17 protein-coding genes are annotated in these 24298 nt (G+C 35.6%); 7 read left to right on the forward strand and 10 right to left on the reverse strand.

What is annotated here, in order from left to right; genetic code table 11:
* The 5 genes from BM327_RS04640 to BM327_RS04660 all read right to left on the reverse strand — a co-directional run bounded on the left by BM327_RS04640 (window position 1) and on the right by BM327_RS04660 (window position 4121).
* On the reverse strand, window positions 1-507 hold the full coding sequence (locus tag BM327_RS04640; RefSeq protein WP_090246896.1) for a KdsC family phosphatase: 507 nt from the start codon (window positions 505-507) through the stop codon (window positions 1-3).
* A 1-nt stretch (window position 508) separates the two neighbouring features.
* Window positions 509-1555: an N-acetylneuraminate synthase family protein gene (locus BM327_RS04645; RefSeq protein WP_090246900.1), complete on the reverse strand. Its 1047-nt coding sequence runs from the start codon at window positions 1553-1555 to the stop codon at window positions 509-511.
* 2 nt (window positions 1556-1557) lie between these two features.
* Complete coding sequence (locus tag BM327_RS04650; protein ID WP_090246902.1) at window positions 1558-2307, reverse strand: cytidylyltransferase domain-containing protein; 750 nt, start codon at window positions 2305-2307, stop codon at window positions 1558-1560.
* Between the two features lie 130 nt (window positions 2308-2437).
* The gene (locus BM327_RS04655) at window positions 2438-3070 is read right to left on the reverse strand and encodes a ribonuclease H1 domain-containing protein (protein WP_090246906.1); all 633 of its coding nucleotides are present in this window, start codon (window positions 3068-3070) and stop codon (window positions 2438-2440) included.
* 43 nt (window positions 3071-3113) lie between these two features.
* Complete coding sequence (locus BM327_RS04660) at window positions 3114-4121, reverse strand: hypothetical protein (RefSeq protein WP_090246907.1); 1008 nt, start codon at window positions 4119-4121, stop codon at window positions 3114-3116.
* Window positions 4122-4352: 231 nt separating this feature from the next.
* Between BM327_RS04660 and htpG the strand changes: the two genes are divergently transcribed.
* The 7 genes from htpG to BM327_RS04695 all read left to right on the forward strand — a co-directional run bounded on the left by htpG (window position 4353) and on the right by BM327_RS04695 (window position 15196).
* Entirely contained in the window at window positions 4353-6242 is a 1890-nt protein-coding gene (gene htpG / locus BM327_RS04665) for a molecular chaperone HtpG (protein WP_090246910.1), read from the forward strand.
* Between the two features lie 39 nt (window positions 6243-6281).
* Complete coding sequence (locus BM327_RS04670; RefSeq protein WP_090246912.1) at window positions 6282-7109, forward strand: TerB family tellurite resistance protein; 828 nt, start codon at window positions 6282-6284, stop codon at window positions 7107-7109.
* A gap of 125 nt (window positions 7110-7234) precedes the next feature.
* Window positions 7235-8674 carry a hypothetical protein gene (locus BM327_RS04675; protein WP_090246915.1) on the forward strand — a complete coding sequence of 480 codons (1440 nt, stop codon included), beginning with the start codon at window positions 7235-7237 and terminating at the stop codon, window positions 8672-8674.
* Window positions 8675-8784: 110 nt separating this feature from the next.
* The gene (locus BM327_RS04680) at window positions 8785-10221 is read left to right on the forward strand and encodes a hypothetical protein (protein WP_090246917.1); all 1437 of its coding nucleotides are present in this window, start codon (window positions 8785-8787) and stop codon (window positions 10219-10221) included.
* A gap of 96 nt (window positions 10222-10317) precedes the next feature.
* Window positions 10318-11745 carry a hypothetical protein gene (locus BM327_RS04685; RefSeq protein ID WP_139230253.1) on the forward strand — a complete coding sequence of 476 codons (1428 nt, stop codon included), beginning with the start codon at window positions 10318-10320 and terminating at the stop codon, window positions 11743-11745.
* 170 nt (window positions 11746-11915) lie between these two features.
* Window positions 11916-13547, forward strand: coding sequence for a hypothetical protein (locus BM327_RS04690; protein ID WP_090246922.1), 1632 nt, complete (start codon window positions 11916-11918; stop codon window positions 13545-13547).
* A gap of 338 nt (window positions 13548-13885) precedes the next feature.
* On the forward strand, window positions 13886-15196 hold the full coding sequence (locus BM327_RS04695; protein ID WP_090246925.1) for a hypothetical protein: 1311 nt from the start codon (window positions 13886-13888) through the stop codon (window positions 15194-15196).
* Window positions 15197-15260: 64 nt separating this feature from the next.
* Here BM327_RS04695 and BM327_RS04700 read toward each other — a convergent pair whose 3' ends face one another.
* From BM327_RS04700 to BM327_RS04720, 5 genes are all read right to left on the reverse strand, one after another.
* Window positions 15261-20141 (reverse strand): DNA repair ATPase, encoded by a 4881-nt coding sequence (locus BM327_RS04700; protein WP_090246927.1) that lies wholly within the window; start codon window positions 20139-20141, stop codon window positions 15261-15263.
* A 64-nt stretch (window positions 20142-20205) separates the two neighbouring features.
* Entirely contained in the window at window positions 20206-22386 is a 2181-nt protein-coding gene (locus tag BM327_RS04705) for a flotillin family protein (RefSeq protein ID WP_211664706.1), read from the reverse strand.
* A 22-nt stretch (window positions 22387-22408) separates the two neighbouring features.
* Entirely contained in the window at window positions 22409-23068 is a 660-nt protein-coding gene (locus BM327_RS04710; protein WP_090246930.1) for an OB-fold-containig protein, read from the reverse strand.
* Window positions 23069-23156: 88 nt separating this feature from the next.
* The gene (locus BM327_RS04715; RefSeq protein ID WP_090246933.1) at window positions 23157-23861 is read right to left on the reverse strand and encodes a PspA/IM30 family protein; all 705 of its coding nucleotides are present in this window, start codon (window positions 23859-23861) and stop codon (window positions 23157-23159) included.
* Between the two features lie 12 nt (window positions 23862-23873).
* Window positions 23874-24269, reverse strand: a complete 396-nt coding sequence (locus BM327_RS04720) for a type III secretion system chaperone family protein (protein ID WP_090246936.1) — start codon at window positions 24267-24269, stop codon at window positions 23874-23876.
* Between the last annotated feature and the right edge of the window lie 29 nt (window positions 24270-24298).

Here is a 24298-nt window from a genome sequence, read left to right on the forward strand (position 1 = left end):
TTAAGAAGCCAAATATTTCTCTATTACTAAATCTAAAGAATTCTCACGTTTTAAAAGATACTCTACAAAAGCCCGAAAAGCACCATCTCCACCCTTTACTGGCAAGGTTAAATCTGCATGTTTTTGAACATAGTCAGGAGCATTTGATGGAGTTGCCGAAAATCCCGCTTTTTGAAGTACTATTATATCATTAATATCGTCTCCGATGTACGCAACATCTTTCCACTCCAAATTCAACTTTTGAAGTAGATGCTCAATCACCTCAACTTTATTTTTCACTCCTAAGAATAAATGATCGATCTTTAGTTTAACTGCTCTTCTTTTTACAATTTGAGTGTTTTCTCCTGTAACGATTCCAACTGGTATATTTGATAATTTCAAGAAAAGAACACCGGCGCTATCACCGGTATTAAACTTTTTCAATTCATTTTCTCCTTGATCGTAATACATTCCCCCATCGGTCCAGACTCCATCAATATCTGTAAGAACTAACTTTGGTAATGCCATTCTACTTTACTTTACTTAAATAGATAATTTCATTTTTAGGAACATCTTCTATGATTTCCTTACCTATTAACTTATCCATTTCACTCCATTTCAAACCATCCCCTGGACTCAATAAATGAATATCAGCCTCAGTTATTACATCACCTTTTTTCAAATCCTTGTTCGAAGCAATAGACCTTTCTAACTTATTCTTTGCGGCTTCAACGTTTGGTTCTATATGTATATCTTCAACCCCAAAAGATTTCTCTAAGTTTCTAATGTCCCGCATCATACGGTACATTCCGTCTATTGCCAATGAACCAGCCTGATCAGTTCCCTTCAGCTTTCGGTCTAATGTAATATGTTTTTCAATAATTTCGGCTCCCATGGCTACTGCAGCAATAGGGGTAGATATCCCTATAGTATGGTCCGAATAACCAATTTTGAACTGACTGTATTCTTTTTGTAGGAATTTAATAGTATTTAAGTTTACATTTTGATATTGGGTCGGATATTCGGAAACACAGTGTAAAATAGAAATATCCTGATGATGTTTTGATATAACATCCAAAGCCTCATCCAACTCCTTTTTACCAGCCATCCCCGTACTGATTATAATGGGGATTTTTGTTTCGGCTAAGGCATTTAAAAGGGGTAAATTTGTCAAATCTCTACTGGCTACTTTTAATCTATCTGGAGTGAAATATTTCAACATAGATAAACAGCTAATTGCGCATAGTGTTTCAACAAAGTCTAAGCCGTGCTGTTTAGCATGTTTATACACCTCAAAGTGTTGTTCATCATTTAACTCTAAAAACTCTCTATGTTCACCATAGGTTGCGCCAAAGGAATTCGGTGTGTTATAAGGTCTTCTCATTTGAGAATCCGAAAGTTCATAATTCAAATCTCTCTTTGTTAGTTTCACCGCATCCATAGGTTTTAATTCTGTCCCAAACAAATTATCTACTACTGGTCGCGCAGCTATTTCTACAAGTAATTTGGCTAAATCAACTGAACCATTGTGATTTTGGCCAATTTCTCCGATTACATAGGTACCTTTATTTTTCATAATTATTTCGTGTTTTTAACAATCTCATTTTTCATAACAGAGGTCCATTCCTCATTTTGATCAATAAACTGTAATAAGGATAATGCATCCTTAAACTCTTTGTCTTTTACCGCTTTAAAAATACGAGCTGCAAGGTTAAAATCGTTTAAAGTATCAACAGTTAATCTAATGTGTTGATGAGCAATATAATCTTCTCCTAACTCATGTAAACACACCTTAAATATATCGAGATGCGTATAAATAAAATTGGTCACATGCTCTAGATACAAAGTATCCTGGGTTAATCTATACGCTTTTTTTAAAGCCGATGTCTTCACCACTTCACAAAACAAACCGAGATGATGAAGGATTACAGCTTTCCCTCCAATGGCAAACGAACAATAGTCTGCATCAAGGTTGGCATTCGACAAAGCTATAAGTTCTTTAAGCTTTGGAACACTTAAAAAAGGGTTATCGGCACAAACCCTTACTACTCTCTCCACATCAAATTGATCAGCAGCTTTAATAAACCTATCCAATACATCCTCTTCACTTCCTCGAAACACACCAACCCCGTAAGCGTTAGCTATTTCTTCTAATTCATCATTCTCTGATCGTTGAGAAGTTACTAAATAAATAGGTAAATCTTCAATTTGCACAAGTTTTTGAAGAAGAATTTCAAAGATTCCCGCTTCCTGATCAAAAGCTAATGTCATTTTCCCTGGCAATCGGGTTGAACCTAACCTTGCTTGAATAAGAACCGCTGTTTTCATTAAAGTTTATTAAAATTATTCTCTGGTTCTAAAATTAACATAATCTTTGTCTTCCCATTCATACATGAGAGGGAATATATGCAACGAAAGGACCTTCTTTTCACCATATAAGTTCCATAAACTTTCCATGCTACTTCCTCCCAAAATCTGCAGGTATCTCACCCCATACTTTGGTTTCCCATTTTCTAATTTCTGTCGTGTACTGATTGCTTCTTAGCCAATGTTCAGCTCGTGCAATTAATTGATGTAATTGTTGGTTCATTTCTGTCTTGGCCAACTTGGTTTTACACGTTTTTTGCCTGATCCAAGAAATAGCAATTTTTGAGTCGGAATAAATGGGCATGGTACTCCCCTTTTGCTTCAATAAAGCCAAACCGTGCACCAATGCTAAAAATTCACCAACGTTGTTAGTACCGTCTAAATAAGGACCTTTGATAAAAAGCTGTTCGCCCGTTTTGGTATACACTCCTCTGTATTCCATTTTACCTGGATTACCTGCACAAGCTGCATCCACACACAATGAGTTTAATTCCACCCCGTGTTTGAGCATATCCTCCCTGCTGATAGTCGAACTCGCTTTTTTACCCTTTACCTCTTCGTAAGTTCCTGCAAATGCATGCTCTGCCTCATCTTTGGTTAAGAAGCTTTTATACTTGGCGTTCGGGTAGCCTTCAATTTGAAGTTTACAATCTGCCCATGAAGTATATATCCCGGGTTCATGTCCTTCCCAAACCACATAGTATTTCTGCTTTTTCCTTGCCATAGTTGAGGCTAAGATAAGAAGGAAAAGAATTTGAAAAAGAATTTTAGACTTTTACTTTCCACAACTTAATGTAGCTATCTTCTTTATGTTCTCGGGCGAGATAATAGAGGTAGCCATCCTTGATTTTCAATTGTTGGGGAAAGGTGTGCTTGTTCACGTTAGTTATCTTCCCTCCTTCTTGAAAGTTATGTCCCAGGTCTTGTATCATTAACAAACCGCCATCCAATAACTTTGCATAAAATATATCTCCATTTTCGGCTTGTATGATATGATCTGCCCAACTTTCTTTGTGGTGATAAACGATGTCGAAAATCTCCTTGCTCTGAAAAAAATTCCCCTTAATACCTATATTCTGTCTGTGGTCTAAAATTACAAACCCTGTGTCTATATTAAAGAAAGGAACATAGCCTTCTTTCGACAACACCATATGGTTGAAATTAATACTCATGGCAGAAAGGTTATTAATATTGGCTGCCCACTCCAACTCATGACGAATTTGATCCTCCAGCAGACTGAAGTAATTTTCCATGTCGTTGGAGATATAGAGTAAATTATTAACGTCGTTAATGGTATCAAACTCAATAAACATGTGGGTTTGATTTTTATTCATAAACGTTTCATAAACCAACCCTTTTTCTGTAGTTCCCACACAATTAGAGAGTAAACTCAAGAACTTGTCTTTTAACATGGGATACAGAAAGTTTATCCCCTCATTACCAAAGTAAATTTGATACGCTGAATCCGTGGTTAACAGGTGATGGTAGCCCATGCAATCGGTATAAAATCGCTCTGGCTTTTGCTTTAATTCTATACGTTCCAATTCTTTAAAATCAGCATCCACCCTTCGAATTATATAATTCAATTTCAATTTAGATAACAACACGATCTCCTGCTCATCAAAAAGGTAATCGAGTACATATTCATCCTCTAAAGTTGGCAATTTCACCTGCTGAAAGGCAGTAATATCAACGCCCTCTAATTCCTGAATGCTATCTTTTTGTGCCCAAAGAAATACAGGGATAAACATGCTTAAGAGTAGTAGTTTTTTCATTATCACATAATTTACTACCCTAAGATACTCAGGTTCAAAATGAAAGCAAAAAGTTTTTCATCAGATTTGGAAAAGAATTTACAATTCTAAATACATCCTTCTGTCAGTTCTTTCACCCTTTCAATTTACAATTTGTCGCACTATAATGTAATTTTCAGTCATTCTGTCAGCCCTTATCCACTGGCATAAAGATTGACTTATAGCAGCCAAACAAAACGCAAATCAAAATATATGAAAACGGGTAATATTAATGTACAAACGGAAAACATCTTTCCCATCATTAAAAAATTCTTGTATTCGGATCACGAGATATTCTTAAGAGAGTTAGTATCGAACGCAGTTGATGCCTCTCAAAAATTAAAGTTCTTTGCTAGCAATGGTGAGTTCACGGGAGAAATGGGTGACTTACAAGTTGAAGTAATTTTAGACGAAGCTGCAAAAACCTTAACCATTAAAGACAATGGAATAGGTATGACTGCTGAGGAGATTGATAAATACATCAATCAAATTGCTTTCTCTGGAGCAGAAGAATTTGTTCAGAAATACGAAGGAAAAGAAGGAGCTGAGAACATTATTGGTCACTTCGGTTTAGGGTTCTACTCTGCCTTTATGGTTGCAGATAAAGTTCAAATCAAGACTTTGGCGCGCTACGAAGGAGCACAAGCTGTTCAATGGGAATCTAACGGAGATCCCTCTTATACGATTACAGAAATTGATAAAGCAGACAGAGGAACAGAAATCGTTCTTCACATTTCTGAAGAATCGAAAGAATTTTTAGAAAAGAACAGAATTCAGGGAATTTTAGACAAGTACTGTAAATTCTTACCTATCCCAGTAATCTTTGGAACAGAAACAAAGTACAAAGATGATCCATCTGGAGAAAAAGACGAAAACGATAAAGTAAAACAAGTTAGTTACGAGGTTCCCAACCAAGTAAACAACCCTGTTCCTGCATGGACGAAAAAACCAGCAGATTTAACAGATGAAGACTACGGAACCTTCTACCGTGAATTGTACCCAATGAGCTTTGACCAGCCTTTGTTCCACATTCACTTAAATGTAGATTACCCCTTCAACTTAACTGGTATTCTTTACTTCCCTAAGATTAAAGAAAACGTAGAAGTACAACGCAACAAAATTAACTTGTACTCTAACCAGGTATTTATTACAGATAGCGTTGAAGAAATCGTTCCTGAGTTCTTGACTTTATTACACGGAGTTATTGATTCTCCAGACATTCCATTAAACGTATCTCGTTCTTACTTACAAAGTGATGGTAACGTGAAGAAAATCTCTACTCACATCACTAAAAAAGTAGCCGATAAGTTACGTGAGATGTTCAACAAGGATAGAGAAGATTTCGAAAGCAAATACGAAGATTTACGCATCTTTATTGAGTACGGAACATTGTCTGACGAGAAGTTTGCCGACAAAGCAAAAGCTTTCTCTATGGTGAAATCTACAGACGATAAGTACTACACTATTGAAGAGTTTAAAGAAAAAGTTAAAGACCTTCAAACAGATAAAGACGGTAAAACAGTTTTCTTATACACCAACAACAAAGACGAGCAATACAGCTTTGTTCAGGCAGCGAAAGATAGAGGTTACGAAGTTTTAGAATTAGACGGACCACTTGTGTCTCACTGGGTTTCTAACATAGAAAGCAAATTCGAAAATGTAAGCTTTGCACGTGTAGATGCGGACACTTTAGACAAGTTAATTGCTAAAGGAGATGAAATGCCATCTAAACTTTCGAAGGAGGATGAAGAAGCATTGAAGCCAGTTTTTGAAGGAGTTGTAGACAAAGACAAATTCAAAGTTCAATTCGAAAGTATGTCAGAAACTGACGCACCAGTAGTATTAACTCAACCAGAATTCATCCGTAGAATGATGGAACAACAGAAATACGGTGGAGCTGGATTTATGGGTGCTTTCCCTGAAACCTACAACATGGTTATTAACAGCAACCACCCTAAGATTTCTGACATTTTGGGAGAGGCTGATAGTTCTGTAAAAGAAAACAAAGCTAAACAATTGGCAGATCTCGCTTTATTAGCACAAGGCTTATTAAAGGGAGAAAAATTAAACGATTTCGTTAAGCGAAGCGTAGAATTAATATAACACTCGAAGGGGCGTTTCGGCGCCCCTTTTTCATACACTATGGGAACAGGATATTATAAATTCATTTTAGCAGCATTAGGTTTTTTATTTTTTGGTTACAGCATAGGCTGGGCGATTTTCGGATTCTTTGTGGGAGCCATCGCCGATGTTTATCCTGTCATTAAAAAGCAACTCAGCGCTTTTCAAAACGGTGAATTCCAAGGTGCTTTTAACAGAGCGGGTGCCGGTGGAGGTACGTACGGAAACCCTCAAGACATCTTTAATTATTACCAAAGGCAAAGTCAACAGTACGACTTCCCTACCATGTTAATTGCCCTCTCAGCGGCTGTTATGAAAGCAGATGGTAAAGTCTTGAAGGTAGAATTGAATTATGTAAAGAGTTTTTTCTCGCGTCAATTTGGAAACCAGTTTAACAAAACGCATTTACAAACCTTAAAGCAGTTTTTGGATACACCTACCATACCCATAGATGAAATTTGTAGAGACATCAACATGCGTATGCAGCCCGCAATGCGTACTCAATTGATTCACTACCTTTTTGGAATTGCCAAAGCGGATGGAAATGTTGGTCAGGCTGAAAGTGATTTGATTAACCGCATTTCTCGTCTATTAGGCGTGGGAACCAGTGATTACACTTCAGTTAAAAACATGTTCCAAAAAGATACAGACAGCGATTATAAAATTTTAGGAATTACCAAGGCTGCAACGGACGATGAAGTAAAGAAGGCCTACCGTAAAATGGCCATCAAGTTCCACCCCGATAAAGTTGCCCAAATGGGAGATGAATATCAAAAAGGAGCCAAAGAAAAATTCCAACAAATAAACGATGCCTACGAAGCGATTAAAAAAGCAAGAGGTATTAAATAGATGATTTTAGTTTTAGCAGAAGAAGCACAACTCATGAGGGTTGTGTTTTTTTGTTCATAAATATTTCTTTCCCTTTCATAACAAAGGATAAACACTATTTTCGCGGCCTTACTAAAAAATCACTCATGAATAAATTATTATCGATTTTAGCGCTTAGCATCCTCATTAATGGTTCACTTTTGGCGCAAGCAAAATCTGGATTAGGAGCCACTTTTGAATTGGTGAATGATACAGACATAAGCATCCCTCAAAAAGGAAGCAACAGTTTAACCATAGGGAAAGCCAATTTTTGGGCGCATCAAAATGGTAATATTCTAAAAATCTCGAAATACGTCAACAGCCAACGTGTACTTAAGGTAAAATTTCCCTTTAACGCTGGAGAATATAAAAGAATCTCAACCAATGGACAAAAGTTCACAACATTAGGAGACCATATATTGGAAATCATCAAAAACCCCAACGGGAAAACGAGTGACTATTATGTTACTGCTATTAATACAGATCTTGAAGTAGTCAAAACATTACAAATGGCTTCTGTTCCGAAAAATACAAAGGGATCAAAAGTGAAATACTTTGAAAAAGAAGGTCACCTAATATTTGTACAATACGCTAGAATTTCTTCAAGCCAGCAAGAACTTACAATTACTGCCTTAAATCAAGATTTAGAAAAAATTGAACTAGATAAATACACCATAGATGTAGATGAAAACAGTTCAGCTTTTATCAGCAACATCGAAATTTATGAGAACTTCTTAACTGCAACTCACCAAATATTTAATGAGAAGACAGGTAATAGTTCTGCTTGTAGTTTTAAACAATATAGTTTAGATGGAGATCACACAACTGTACTTGAATTAGGTCTTCCTAAAGATTTATCTACAATATACACTACTCTACAAGGTGATCAACTTTATTTAACTGGTTTTACACATGACCAAATAGCTCATGGAACTGCAGGTAAGGTATTTCATGCTAAATATTCTATAGAGAATCAAAAATTAATCAACTATGATGAACAAGTATTAGGTAAGGAATTTATTGAAAATCTTTACAATGAGGAAGACCTAAACAAAGCAAAAAATGGAAGAAATTACGACCATTTAAATTATAAAATACTTGAATCTTACTTACTTGATGATGCTACTACCCTAACAGTAGCTGAACATTACTTAACCTATACTCAAAATGTTGCTTCAACAGGTGTTGAAAGAAGATATATTAGAAAAGGAATCGTATTGATTAAAACAAATAAGGAAGGGAAAATCATTTGGACCAAGCATTTGGATAGACACATGCATTCTACAGAAGATGGAAACGGTGCTATTTACCAGAGACTTAAAGATGGTCAGCTTCATTTAATTTATCAATTTGACTATTACATCATTGCTAGTCTTGTAGATATTAAAAATGAAGAGGTGGAAACATCGGTAGTATTTGACGATAAAGAAAGCAAACACGTTCTTCCTCACTATGATGAATTCATAGAATTAGAAAAAAACAAAATTGCTATCTCGTGTAGAGGTTTTGTTAGTGCAAATGCACTTATCATTGATTTTGATAATTAATCGAAAACAAGAAAATTTGAAAACACAACTCTCTAGGGTTGTGTTTTTTTGTTTTAACGAATGTGTAAATTAAGAAACTCTTATATTCGTGGCGAACCTAAATTATAAAAATGAAAAAAATACTAGTACTAGGATTAACCGCACTATTAACCACTGCAAGTCTCTTTGGACAAGAAAAAGGATCTGCATTAGGCATTGATGTAGAAGTCAACGAATACAAAACTGGAAGAGGAACCAAAAATTTCGGGACAATAAACGGGAAACAATACGCACAAGGGAAATCTGGATTCGTATTTTACTTTTTCCCTATTGCCATGCATACGCTTTTGAACAAAAAGGAAGATGGTCAAGTTTTAAAGACCGTTAAACTAGAGGATAAAAACAAATATTTCAAAAGAAAAAAGTTTGAGGTAACCAACTTTGTAACCGTAGGTGAAAATATTGTAGAGTTGGTTCCAAGATATGATGAAAAAAATTCTACATACACCATTTATGCAGAGGCTTTCAACCAAAATTTAAACAGTGTAGAATTAGGTGAAATCTATACTACAAAATTTAAAGAAGGCGCACGCTTCCTTTTATCTTACGAAAAGTACGAGAGTAAATTACTACTTAAAATTTCCAAATATGAAAGCGGAGCCTTAAAATCGATAAGCTATTTATTTGTAGATCAAAACTTAGAAACAGAAGACATAATAGTAATCAACACAGATGAAGATGGTACTTTCACAGGAGCTACAACTTACGTTAGTTCTGATGAACCAGACATCACATACGCAATTTCAACAACAAAAGGGGATGAAGAATTAGAGGGAGTATGTTACCAACTCGATTTAGAAAAGGGTCGTGATACTGATTTCGACTTAGACTTTTCTGATTTAGATGAAAAAAAGAGTAATATCGTAGCCAAAGTTCACAACAATAAACTTTACATTTTTGGATTTAGCAAAGTAGAAAAAGGTGATCAAATTTTAGATGAATACTTCACGCAGATATACGATATAAATACCAAGAAACTCATTTCTCACACTACCAATGAACTCTCACCAGAATTTATTATAGAACCTGAAATAGATGCTTTTAAAAGCACTCATCAAAAAGCTATAGACAAAGGAGAGTACAAAAGTCTCCGTACACATAGAATTATTCAAACTCACTTTTTAGAGAATGGAAACATCCTTCAATTGGCAACTAATTTCTCAATGAATACCATGCAAAATATTTTTGTCTATTTGCTTGATGAAAAAGGTGAAATCATAAAAAAAACTTCGTTTCAAGTTAGACAATACACAGGGTATAGTGCTTTTGGAGTTCATAATAACTTAGAGGGAGATATTTTAAAACTTTGTTACCTTGATAGAGAAGGTTTACAAGCGAGAACAATTGATATTACATCTCTAAAGACTGAAAGTGAATTGTTGTTGGAAACAAAAAAAATTATTGGATATGACTACTTTATGACAACTACTCATTACCCTAAGCATAATGAACGAGTAATTCAAGGAACCAAGTTGTCCAAAGAACAATCAATACACATTACTTTTTAAGTAGATTAAATCCTTAAATGAAGCCAACTCTATCTCAAGGGTTGGCTTTTTTGTTTGATAGAAACTATTAAATTAGTAGGAACTTAAAATTAAACAATGAAAAAACTAATCACGCTATCTCTGTCATCCCTTTTGCTAGGAATGAGTAGTTTAAACGCTCAAACTAAGACAGTTTTAAATACTAATTTTGAAAAATCTGAAAAACAAGATGTTTTAAAAGGAGAATATTTTGCAGTTATCAATGGATATTCTTTTGAGCACATAGAAAATGGTTCTATCAATAAGTTGGTTAAAAAACAAAATGGGAAAAATGTTGAAAGCATAAAGCTGCCAGGTAAAACAGACCTCTACAAACGTTATGATGCCTGGTCTACCTTTAAACAATTTGGAAAATATTTGGTTGAGGTTCTGGACTGGGAAAACAATAAAACTGATAAACAAGATTACATTCTCACCTTCTACGACGAAAACTTGATTGAAAAAAAGGTTATTCCTGTAGCAAAACTTACCAGCGACTGGGAGAAAAGAGATTTTCACACAGAAGTTATAAACGAGTATCTTTTTATTAAAACCGTTGAACAAAAAGGAGGTGGTAACAATTCTATAGGTATTAAGGTCATTGGAAACGATTTAGAATTAAAGAAACTTGACCAATATACAGTCGCAGGAAAAGTTTCTATACAAAAGGTAAAAATTGAAAATGACATTTTGAGTTTTATTCAAATGGTTAAAAATACTAACGGTCAAATTCTCGAATTGAAGTACATAGGGTATAACCTAAAAGACAACCAAAAAACAAGTGTAAATTTAGATTTCAGCGCATTAAAAGAAGGTGTTAGCGATTTTGATTATAGGCTTGACGATAATACGCTTAAGATTCATGGATATACCTTAGATGACTATGAAAGTTTTCAATTTGGAAAAGTTTTCTCTATTGCAATTGACATCAACACTGAAAATGTACTTCACACCAATACAAGTGAAAAGATATCAGGTGATGCCAAGGAAATGTATACTGCTTTTGACTTACTCAAACAAGGTAAAGTAAACGAAGGAAGATACTTTTCTTACCGTCAATTAAACACATGGAAACTAGAGGACGGATCAACGATAACGCTAGGAGAACACTACAATTACTATGAAACAGTAGACAAATCAAGTTATGATTATTACAAACCCCATCACCTTCATGCTGATTTAATCATTTCTAAATTTAATGAAGCAGGAGAAGTAGAATGGATGAAAACTGTCCCTAGAAACACGCGTTCTACGCAACTAAAAGATACAGAAATATTCTCGCACCTTAATAATGAAGAAGTCTCACTGGTTTATGAAAGTAACGGAGATTTTATGTTAACTAAACTAGATTTGAGTTCTGAAAACATTGAAACAGAACTCATCTTCAACAAAAAGGAACATAAGAGTAAAACAAACTTTGGTGTGTACACACAGCTATCTGAGGATGAATTTGCCTTATCTATATATGATTTGAAAAACCATAATGTATTGATGGTAGCGTTTTAAGTGTTGATATAAAATTAAAAACGGGCCGATTCAAAAATGAATCGGCCCTATTTAACTTTAATAATATTGAAGATATAAACTCAACTCCTTAAGGGTTGTGTTTTTTTATCCACCTATTTTAAATCTCACTTGAGAAAAGACTATTTTAGACCTAACAATCCCCATAAATAATGAAAAACATTGTTAAACTACTATTTCTTAATTTACTTTTTTATCTACCGGCAAACCTATCCGCTCAAGAATTAAAAGACAGTTTAGCTTATGAATACAATGTTGCCCTTTATGATGTAGGTGATTTGCGAACGGGTAACTTTATTGGACAAATTGGTGATTATTACTATGTGTATACCAGTAAGGACAGTTATCACAATCAACAAATGCGCCTAGAAAAATACAACATTAAAGGTGGAATAGAACGTAGTGTCTATATTCAACTGGAGGTAGAAAACTGTTATAAAAGACTCGAATATCAAGGTTATCGAAAATTTAAAGAGCCTCTAAGAGATCAATACAAGATTATAAACAATGAACTTTATCATTTCATTCCAGATGAAGATATTCAAACTCATACAAGACGTGTATGGGTAGAAAAAATTGATTTAGAAACTCTTGAATCATTTGAACCACAACTCCTTTTCGAACACACTGTTGCAGAGGATGAATTTATGAAATACCGCAAAAGTCCTTTCTCCCTAGCTGTAATTCAAAGGAAGGAATTAAACTTTCTATACATTAAAAGTCAATATTCAAATGAAAAAATTGATCTTATAAAAGTGGAAGATGGAATTTTCGAAGCGTTGAATTTAAATATCGAGAGCAAAGAAAATTTTCTAATGCAATTAGACCCTAACAACATTGCTATTACCTCAAACAAACTGCGTGTACCCATATTTTACCTTCATCGTCAAAACGACATTTCTCATGTAGAACTACATACTACCGATTTAAACTCAAAAATAGGCTCAAAACAAATCACGTTTAACAGTCTAAACTTTGCCCCCATACATCATTTTGATTACAGAGTGATATTTGAAGGAAACCTTATGAAATTCATTTTCTTCTACAGACCAACAAATGATTTAACCAGAAACTTATATTCCATTTATGCTTATGATTTGACCACACAGGATATTTTTCATCATCAAGGACAAATTCCTGGTTTAAACAAAAAGACTTTTATGCATGAGTATGACCGAGATGTGATGTCTAAAAAATGGACTTATTTCACAGAAAATATGGACACCTCTTTCTTTGATCTACACTTTCGTGAAATTTTCCAATCTTCAGAGGGTAAGACTTACATTGTAGCATCCTATCAAATAAATAAACGTTTAGGAACGATAAATGGACCCAACGCTTATTTTAATGATTATCGTTTTAGCAAAGATTTACCCGGAGATTTATTTGTTTTTGAACTCAATACAGATTTAAGCATTTCTTATTTGAATACTATAGATATCTATAATTATCCTAATCCGGACAATTATGATTATTACGTCACTCACGGAGGAAATTACCCAAAATTGGATTACCCTCTACTAACATTTAAAAACAACAAAATATATTTTGTTCACAGCAATTACGAAGATCCAAACCATAGAGATATGGGACCACGACATATAGAAATCACGGCTCTTGATCTAGTGAACAATAAAATTTCCAACCTTGGAAAAATAAGAGGCCATGAATTTCTAACCCAAAGTATTTACGCTAGAATTCCTTTTGACAAGGCGCATAATACTGGGTATAGGAGTAAAAATGGAGATAGATATATTTTACAATTGAATCTCAAAATTAAATAAAAGAGCATGTTAATCAATTAAAAACAAGCAAAACGAAGTACGAATCTCAAAGCTTCTTACCAAATATTGAGAAGTTGAATTCACTACATTCCTTAATTATCCAGAAGCCACAAATTATTGACGGTACAGAATTAAAGTAAATCCTATTCTCAAAACCGCAAGCTCTCTATACTACTTAAATGAAGAACCTATTTTTTTAATAATTCAAAGATGATTTCACTACTGTAATACGCTATATTCACTATTCTAACTAGCTTAATTTGATGAAGTATTTTTCTTTTATTCTGTTTTCCATATTATTTCTTATACCATTTGAATCTAGCGGCCAAAGCTATGAAGTGCTTGGCACAAACATTACTATCCTGGAAAATGTAACGGAAGAAAAACCCATTGCGGTAATCGGTAACTATGAGTTTTTTCTTCAATCAGAAAAAAACTACAAACTCAATATTCCTGTTGGTGAAATAAACTACATTCAAAAAAGATTAAATGGGAAAACCATAAATCAAATAAAAATTACCTATGCAAAGAATTCATCATTGAAGTTTGTTCAATTCAAAGATAAATTCGTGATCATTGAAGAGGACTTAAATCAATCTGAACATTTAAAAAGTATTTTAATAAGGGTATACGACCCTTTTTTACGATGTATAAAGGAAAAGCGTCTGTTTAACGTACAAACCATGGATGAGCAATGTTTTACAGAAATTCAGTACCTCTATGATGATGAAAACCTATTTATAGTTGGAACATCCATCATAAATGAATCCAATACCCAAGTTGAAATACACCGTTTTGATTATACAGGTTTAGTAACAAAAATAGACCAATATATTGTTCCATTGGGTATAGCCGATTTTAAAATTTACAAAGCAATTGTATATAAAAATGCCCTTAACCTATTAGAGCGAAGAACCGAAAACAATACAATTAATTTCAACTTAAAAAATTACAATTTAACGACCTCTGAGAAAGTTGACTTTCCTTTAGATATGTTGAAATCACAGTATCATCTAGCTGAATTTGAAATTGAATTTAACAACGACAAGATATTATTATTTGGATTTACCTCTTTCCTTGTAGATTCTGAAAAACTGTTTGGTTCCATCATTCTTGAATACGACCTTAGCACTGGAATTCGAACGCGTTATGAAATCGAAAGTATTCCTAAAGCTCAAGGAAAAACATACGAACTCTGCAGCCTTTTAACAGCCATAAAATGTGGAAACGGTTCCATAATTCTCATTGGAGAATACAAAAAATTCGATTTTGAATACGACTATACTAATCAGAAGTTTGTAATCTGTGATCATAGTAACTTTATCATTCTTAAATTAAATACAGATCGCCAAATAGAAAGTATAAACATATTTGACCGTTTTGTAAGTGATGTTAATATTCCTTATTCAAATGTTTTATGCCATTTCAACAATGGAATATTGAATATATTGTATTACAACAACTATGCTTTGGTCTTAAAAAAGGTTGATTTAAATAAAAATGAGGAAAACACAATAGAAATTTTCAAACGCGACTATGGAGACTTACCTTTTTTCAATCTATCCAATTACGAAAGGCTAAATGAAACAACTTATATAATTAACGCTGGTATAAATACAATGCCCAGGAAGCTCAAAGTGGAATTTTAAAACTTAAAGATAAAACGGGCCGATTCAATGTTGAATCGGCCCGTTTGTTTTAAAAAGATATTATTTACTCTTTATCCATGTGCTCCCTCAAGTTCTGGGCTATTCTGTCCATACCTTGGTGGAGGGTGTAAATAAAGCCATCCAAAGCTTCTGTTTTATCGGGGGCCAATGCCTTGAGGTTCTCGGCAATTTCTTGCAGTTGTACCATCATTTGTGCCGATGAATCATCCCCGTAACCTTTGGTCTTTTGTCGTTTTTGAAATTCTCGTACGATTTCCTCCCAACGCTCAGCTTCTTGCTCGTTTAACCATCCAAAAGTGGACTTAAACTTTAATAAGTTCGCTTCAGCATCTGCCGTTAAGGTTTGCGACTCATTTTCGTAGTGAGATTGTAACAAGGTCAACAACTCTTCCTCGTTCATAAGTGTGTTCAACTTCTCCACGATCTTGTTCATGTTACGGTAAGAACCTTGCAATTTAAAAGCGGGCTCCCTCCTATACACCTCATCTTGATTGGCGGATTGTATGTAGAGTTCGTTCACTTTCATGACCACATCTCTTACCTTGATCATCTTCTCGAAAAGACTCACATTTTCTTCCACGACTTGAGCAGAATATTGTCCTTTAAACTCCACCAATTCTTTATCCTTCCCTTCTGCCAAACTCACAAACTGTTTTACATCTTCGTAAACATTGTTTTTGATTTGGTTTAACAAAGGATGTGAACTTAAACTGTTTTCTATGAAACTCGATGCAAAGGCATTTCCATGTCCACCCACGATATCTCCCAAATTGTAAATATCTGCACGGTTGGCTAACATGTCTGGAATTTGGAATTTCCCTCCACTCTCTGTATAGGGGTTCCCGGCCATAATTACGGCTACCTTTTTCCCTCTAAAATCATAGGTTTTGGGCTGACCTTCAAATACACCTTCTATCTTACGTTGTCCATCTGCTAAAGAAATAAACTTTTGTAAAAACACAGGACTACAATGTTGAATATCATCCAAATAAATCATTACGTTATCTCCCATTTCAAAGGCCAAATTCAACTTTCTTAGCTCTTGAGCCGCAGCTGTAGAATCGGCTTGTTTTGGGTCTAAGCTTGTAACTTCATGACCAATAGATGGACCGTTGATCTTCATAAAAATCAAACCTAATCTGTTGGCGATGTATTCCATCAAAGTTGTTTTACCATATCCTGGAGGAGAAACCAATAAAAGCATACCCATCAAATCCGTACGCTTGTTTGCCCCTACTGCTCCAATTTGCTTGGCAAGATTATCACCCACGATAGGCAAATACACTTCGTTAATCAATTGGTTACGCACAAAAGAATTCATCACTTTAGGCTCCAACTCATTTAAACGCAATTCCTTGGAATAGGTATCTACCAACTCTTTTTTACGGTGTTGTAAACTTTCAAAATCACGTTGGTAAACCGCTATAAAGTTTTCAATTTGTGGAAATAAATCGGCCAAATTCACTTGAGCCTTTCCTCCAACTATAGTAGAATGATCTCCTTTTAAACCATCTATTTCAATCGTTGGTACAGGAATAACATTTTCTTCTCCTATGTTTTTAGAAAGCATCAAGGAACTCAACTCCGCGGCATGGTTATACCCCAGGTTTTCTAGCGCGTTTTGAAGCATCTGATAATAATGAAAGAGTTTATCTTGCTCTACATTATCCAATATCAACGACTTCCTTTTCTTCACTAAATGACCGTAATCCTCATAAGCCTTAGAACTAATTACAAAGTGATCATCGTAGAGTAATTCTTGTGTCAGGTAAGCTGCAACGTCTTTTGTTAAAGACAAGTATTTCTTAGGAAGGATGTCTGAAAGTAGAGCAAATAACTCATCTTCTACCTGCGTAAAAGTATGTGTATCCAAAACTTCATTCACCAAGCGATTCACTTGAATAAGGGCTTCCAACTCACCTTTGAAGTCAGCCTTCATACTCATCCAAGCCACACGCGCCAGAGCTCTAACCTCTTGGTTCACGAAAATGTTCGGATTCAATTCACCCTGCTTAATAAAGGCTTGCAAATACAACAAAGCATCAGCATCATGCACACCTTTGATGTAGTTTTCTTTGTAGCGGGGCGACATAAAGGTTCTCACTTTTTCAAGCAATTCCTCCTCTGTTAATTTCACCAATTCGGCCGTTCCAAAGTTTTTGAACATGAGATAAGCCAAGTATGCACCCCTGTAGACTTTATCATTTTCAGAAATAAGGGATGAATTCCATATGGCTTTGTGTCCGTTTAGAACCTCATCTTCTACCTCCTTAAAGAAATTTGTACCTGTTATATGATAGAACATGGCCTCGCCCCTTTGTATAAGGGTTAAACCTAATTTCTGCTTATTCGTTAAGAATTGATGATTTCCAAATTGGATTACATCATCTCCATTGGCAAAAAGTTCTTTTTTATCCTTTAATGATCTTAAGGCATTTTCCTTCAAAGACTTTAATTGAGCCGCAACATCATCGGCTTTTACTGTATCTCCGAGTTCAATTAAATCATCTACTGTATTTCTCACCTTCTCCACCATCAAATCTGAGGCATAGTAAGCTTGAATTTCGGCTTCTTCTTTAAAGGTTTTGAGTTTGTTCTCTACTGTTTTAAGAAGTCGTTTTGCACCTTCTTCCAGTTTTGTAGTTCTTCTCCCTCGTTGTTCTTGAAGATAGATTTTACGGTTTTCAAAAGCTTCATAAATAGACTCACGCTTTTCCCCCACCTGATCTACAAATTCATCAAAATCTACAAATTTGCTCTCTAGTTCTTCTAATTGAACCATGAGTTTATTCATGTATTCATCTGCTTTTTCTTCTGTAGAACTTAGGTCTAAGAAATTCACCACAGATTGAGAAATCAAAGTCAATTGCGCTGCAAACTCTGCCTTTCCTTCTACTAAAAGCAATTCCTTTTTCTTGTTCTTTAAACTTGCCGAACAAGTATTGAACTTGGCATAAACAGCTGAAATTTGATCTATGATTTGAGTTGATTTAGTAACATCCTCTATGCGAAGATTACCTACTATCTCTATCAACATTTCTAATTTCTTCGCCGTAGAAATGATTTTATCTTCTAAGTTCTTAGCGTCGAAACTTTTGGTTAAACCAGAAATTTCACCGTTGATTTCCTCTACTTTCTCCTCATACACATCCAAGGCTTCTGGACGAATTAAGAAGGAAATACAATTCTTAGATAATTCTTCTGTTTGCTGGGTGATATCTGCTTCTAGAGCCTCTATCTCTGCTAAGTTAGCATAACGTAAATCTTTTAAGGCTACAACTTGACCTTTGATTCCGCGTAATTCGGCCAAATTATCTACATAAGAAGTAATGGTTTTCCCTCTAAAGTATTTGGAATTTTTAAGAATCTCCTGCGCCTTATGGGAAGTCTCCGCTATACTTTGAGCCGTTTGTTGCTTAATGCTTCTTACTTTCTCAAACTCATCTATAGCCTTAGAGGCTGTTTGACGAATTTGATCGATAGGTTCACCAATCTTGTGGGCTTCCTCGTGCATCAACCAATGTTGCGTATCTAAGATATCTTGTGTTTTTTTGGTGATATCCACATATAAACCGCCAAAGCTATCTTCCTTGTTCAAGAGTTTGATTAGCTCCTTACATTCGGCCATGGTACGAACAATGGTTTTGTTCCCTAGCTTGGCCAAGTAACTATCATTCCCAGTATTTTGCTGTACGTTAACATCTAAAAAGGGCGTTTGCCACACTTGTACACTGTGGTGTTTCTGTTGCTCCTCCTCTGCTCTAAAGTAAACAAGTTCTCCGTTTTCGAAAAGAGAGAAACCGTTACAGATGATAGGCGTTAACACACTCTGCGCAATCAAATTGTAAGAAAGTAAAATGTAAATTCCACTTTGTTGGTTGTAGAACACATACATAAAATCTTCTCCATTTGGTGAGTTTATTTTACGCTCAAACAACATCCCATCCAAAGGATTATCAAACAACTTGAATTCTCCCGTTTGCAAGTAATAGCCTTTCGGGAAAATGATACCATGATCATCTGGGAGAAGTACACAAGCATCTTCTATGGCATCTATGCGCACTACCTCTTGTATCTTCACGTTGTAGACCAAATACCTGTATTTCTCCTCCTTATAGGGTTTTATTTTCATCACCACAAGGTTTCCGATGACAGCGTATTGTAAATCTACATCATCCAAGGTTTGATCAGCTTGATCTACAGGTTCGGCATATATACCTTTCCCCGTGTCTGTATTATCTTCTACCTTAACGGTTAAATCACCTCCTGTTGTTTCTACAAAGACCAAATCCTCTAAAGAAATATGACCGTGCGTACCTTTGCGCTGCATATCTCTTTTGGCTTTCTTCCACTTAAACTCGTAGCGGTTTGGAAATTTGTATTCACTATCCGATCGGTTACCATAATAGACCAAACAGTCTGGCGTTATCTTCCACTTAAAAGTTTTGATATCGCTAATGTTCTTCCCGGTTTGAAACACGAAGTAGAGAAAACCATTGATTTCTGCAAATTGAACAAAAGTGGTTTCCTTGTAGTATTTATATAAATTGGCAAAATCTTCGAAGAATTTTTCATCTTCTAAAAGTGCCAAAGTATCTCTTCTAAAGTTATGTTTTTCATCATCGAAATGATAAAAGGCAAAGACGTCTTCTATCTTTACTTCCTCGCGTAGACCTATGTGTACATTGAAGCCGAAAAGCATGCGGTTTCCACCCAAACTAACCATATCTCTGGCGATACAATTGTTGTCTGTAGAAATTTTATCTGCAGAAAGCAGTTTATTTTCTATAGCTCCGAAAACTGCTTTTCTATCTGTATTTAAATGCTCTAGTCGTTGCGCCAACTCCTCCCCTTGCTTGTTTAATCGCGAGCGGATGATTTCGTAGGTTCCACCGTCTAGATTGGTTTGTTCTTCATTGTTCATTCAAATGAAAATTTAGGGTTAAAAAAGGGGAACGTATTTGCTCCCCTTTCCACATAAACTAGAACTAGTTAGGATTGAGCCCTAGGTGCTCTAGGGTACTTTCTCCTAACCCTAAGTTCTGCACCTTAGACATTAAATCTCTAAGCGCGCTTTTCTTAGTATCTCCATTTGTTTCTACCATCATTTTTGTCAACAAGGCAGTAATGGTAAGGTTTTTCGCATCTTCAGTAGTTAACCCAGAAGAGCTAATTAAGTTGCGGATCTTGTCCATTATCGTATCTCCTTCGAAGTCGTGAAAGAAGTTATCTTTAATTCCTTCCAACACTTCAGAATTCTCTATCAATCTATCCACACGTTTCCCTGTAGTAATAGAACTTGTAATCTTGTCAAAGAAACTTTGGTCACCCCCAACGATATCAATCTTAGCATTCTTAAGTGCTTCACTCAATACGCTAGCTTGTGCCATGGCAATGTCTTTTTGAACGTCAATTTGCGCCATTTCAACTTGCTTGTCTTTGTCCAATTTCAGTTTGAATTCTTCGTGTTCTTTACCAACCGTATCTAATTCTTTCATGGCTTCCGCTTTCTTCAAGATACCTTCAGCGTCTGCTGTGTATCTTTCACGCTCTACGGTAACTGCAGCCAATCCGTCTTTCTCTTTGGCAGTAGCTTGTTCTAACATCACTTGCGCTTCTGTCATACCACGCTCTCTATCCACTTCAACTCTAGCTTTACCAACTTTCAATTCAGCTTCAGCCGTTGCCAATCCTTTCGCTTCTATACCTTTTGCTTCCGCTAAAGATTGAACTTCTGTAACGTGTGCTTCTGCATCCCCTTGTTTTTCTCTGGCATCTGCTTTAGCCGACATTACTTGCGCCTCAGCCAAACCAGTAGAAGCAAATTCAGAAGCTTTGGCATCTGCCATTATCTTAATTGCCTCGGCTTTTTGTGCCGCACTCTGTTGTTCTGCTTCCGCTTCAATCAACATGCGTTTTGCGTTGAATTCTGCAGCTTGTTTTGCAGCCTCAGCAGCTTTGATACGTTGCACTAAGTTTTCCTCTGCAGCTTGTTCAGCAGCCGTAACCGCCACACGTTTGTTTCTATCCGCTTCAGCAAGTGCTTGGGTATCTTTGATTTTTTCTTCTTCTTCAACAACCGTTTTCTGAATGGCTACTCTATCACGTATAACCTCTTGGATGTTTTTCTTTTCTTCTTCGATAGATTTTTCTTTTTCTATCTGTGCCAAAGTAACCACGCGTTCTCTTTCGTTCGCTTCTAAAGCTCTGTCTTTTTCTACACGCTCCGTTTCTATGGCTTCTGTACGTTCTTTGTTCTTCGCGGCAACAATTACCTGACGTAACTTGTTTTCTTCTGCCACTTGAATTTCTTCTTCTGCGGCAATACGCGCAAATTCAGATTTCTTGTGTTCTTCAGAACGCACCTTATCAATTTCAGCTTGTTCACGGGCACGAATAGTAGACACCTCTTTACGCTGAGATTCTTCTTTCTCGGCTAATTGTCTTTCCAATTCTAAAATTGCTTCACGTGCCTCAACATCTTGTTGTTTGATTACCTTTTGTTCTTCACGCATGATCTTGTTAGCCTTGATCTTTTGCGCTGCAGTTAAATCTGTAATCTTCTTGATACCTTCTGCATCCAAAATGTTCTTTTCATCGAGGTGTGTTACCGGTGTTTGCTCCAGGTAATCAATCGCTGTATCTTCTAAGGTATATCCATTTAAGTCTTGCTTAATTGCTGCTGCAATCTCTAACCTGAATTCATCACGCTTCTCGTATAATTCAACGAAATCAAACTTCTTACCTACCGTTTTTAAGGCATCAGAGAATTTAGCATCGAATAATTGAATTAACGTTTCTGGGTGAGAAGCTCTTTTACAACCTATAGACTGCGCTACTTCTCTTACTTTTTCTTCATCTCCGTTTACTTTAAGGAAGAAGGTTACTTTTATATCTGCACGTAAGTTATCCTTACATACCAAACCTTCTTTACCTTGTCGAGCAATTACGATACTTTTCACAGAGATGTCCATGATCTCCAAGCTGTGCAATACAGGGATAACAAACATACCGGTTTTAGAGACTCTTACACCTCCACCAGTTCTTACAAGTACTTGACCTTGTTGTGGTTTTTTATACCACTTTGCGAGCATAACGAGGATGCCCAGGAAGATAACAGCTGCAATAATGGCAACCACCATCCCTTGTTCTAGGATACTAATTAACATAAGTTTTTAATTAAAGCTAATATTAGGCATTAGCATAGGGTTCTACTAAATATGTGTTTTGATCTTTATTGAAGGAAATAACAAGGATGCTATCTCCTTTGATAAGCGAAGATCCACGCTTAGTTTCTATATAAATGGTATGTACATTCTGGTTGTTTTCTACTTTGGCCTGACCGTGTTTTCCTTCAGTATCTATCAAGGTTACTTTTCCTACAGAACCCGTTAAGTCTTTCGACATAGATTCTTTCTCCAAAGAGGCGAACATCTTTACAAAAGGAAAAGTTAGAAATTTGGCAAGGATGGCACAACCAATAATACAAGGTATAAGGGTAAGCAATCCAAACAGAAAGCTTTCTATACCAAAAATCTCATTAACGCTTACTTGAACAAACCACAGACTTAAGGTAAAGAAACTAAACCATAACATGAGAGGTACTCTTCCTATATTTAGGAAACGAAGGATGAACATAAGCCAAGACAAATCTCCTGAAGAAGCCACACCTGTTTCGGCGTCTACCTCAATTTCAACATCTGCATCCATGTCTATTTCAACATCAACATCTAGGAAGTTTAAATCGAGTACACCCATGATAACGGTGATCCAATAGAGCACGACGAGTACGAGGAGGAAACTAGCAAAGAAGTTTGCTCCATTAAACGACATGTTTAATAATTCAAGCATTTTATGGTTTTACAGTTAGTAATTTATCCAGTGGTTCAGTGAGTAATAGTAGAAAGGTAAGGGAGGATATTTCACCTCCCTTGAAGGATTACATTCCCATTTTTTTCTTCAAAGCTTCTAAAGACTCAGAGGCTTTACTTTCATTTGCTCCTTCATCGATAGCTTTGTCTAATTCTTCATCGATAGATCTACTTTCGTTGGCAATATCAGCATAAGATTCAGCCAAAGCTTCTTCTTGCGCTACCTTTTCCTTCATTCTTTCTAACATAGAAACTGTAGAAGAAGAATCGATGTTTGCCAATTGTTTGTTGATGTTTTTCGTTGCGCTACTCACCTTCGCTCTCGCTTTCAAGGTTTTCAACTCGTTCTCGTATTTTGCAATACTAGATCTCAAACTCTTTACATTTCCATCTAACTTAGAAACGTGTGCTTCAAACTTCTCTCTATCTGTTTTTGACTGATTCGCCAACTTCATAGTTTCTTCCTTACGAACCAAAGCTTCACTTGCCAATCTATCTGCTTCTGCAGCATCCATAGAACCAGCTTTCGCTTTTTGAAGAATCAACATGGCTTTCTTTTCGTAGTCTTCCGCTTTTTGTACTTGCGTCTCAGCATCATTCTTTGCTCTAATAGAAAGTGCTTTCACTTCTGCTAAAGCTTGTAATGCTTTTTCCAAATCTTTTTTCAAGTCTCTAATCCCCTGCTCTGTCATTTTGATTGGGTCTTCTAAACTATCTATTGCTGAATGCGCCTCAGCTTTACCTATATTAAATAATCTCTTAAAAATGTTCATTTTTTCTGTGTATTAATGTTTTGAAAATTCTATAATTTCATCTGAGTACTCACTCAGTAATAAGGAAAGTGCGTTGATTGATCCTTCTAATTCATTCAAATCTAAATTTTCTAATTGAAGGGTATCTCTAAACAAAACTCGCTTTCCATCTTCTGCTAAAACAAAAGCTCCATGTACAATATCTCTGTTCTTGATCAACAATTTCTTGAATACGTCCGTGTCTCCATTTGGTATCTCGAAAATGTATTGTTCCATGATTAAAATTGGGTCGGCACAACCGATTACAAGATTCTTTATTCCGTCGATTTCGCTTTCTATGACGAAAACTTCATCTTCTTTATCTTCTTTTACAATCATGTAATCCAATTCTTGCAAATAGGCTCTCACCTTTTCATAGTCCTTTGCCATTGTATAGTGTTTAAGTTTATGTGTTATAA

The sequence above is a fragment of the Lishizhenia tianjinensis genome (genome assembly GCF_900116425.1).
Classification (GTDB): Bacteria; Bacteroidota; Bacteroidia; order Flavobacteriales_D; family Crocinitomicaceae; genus Lishizhenia; species Lishizhenia tianjinensis.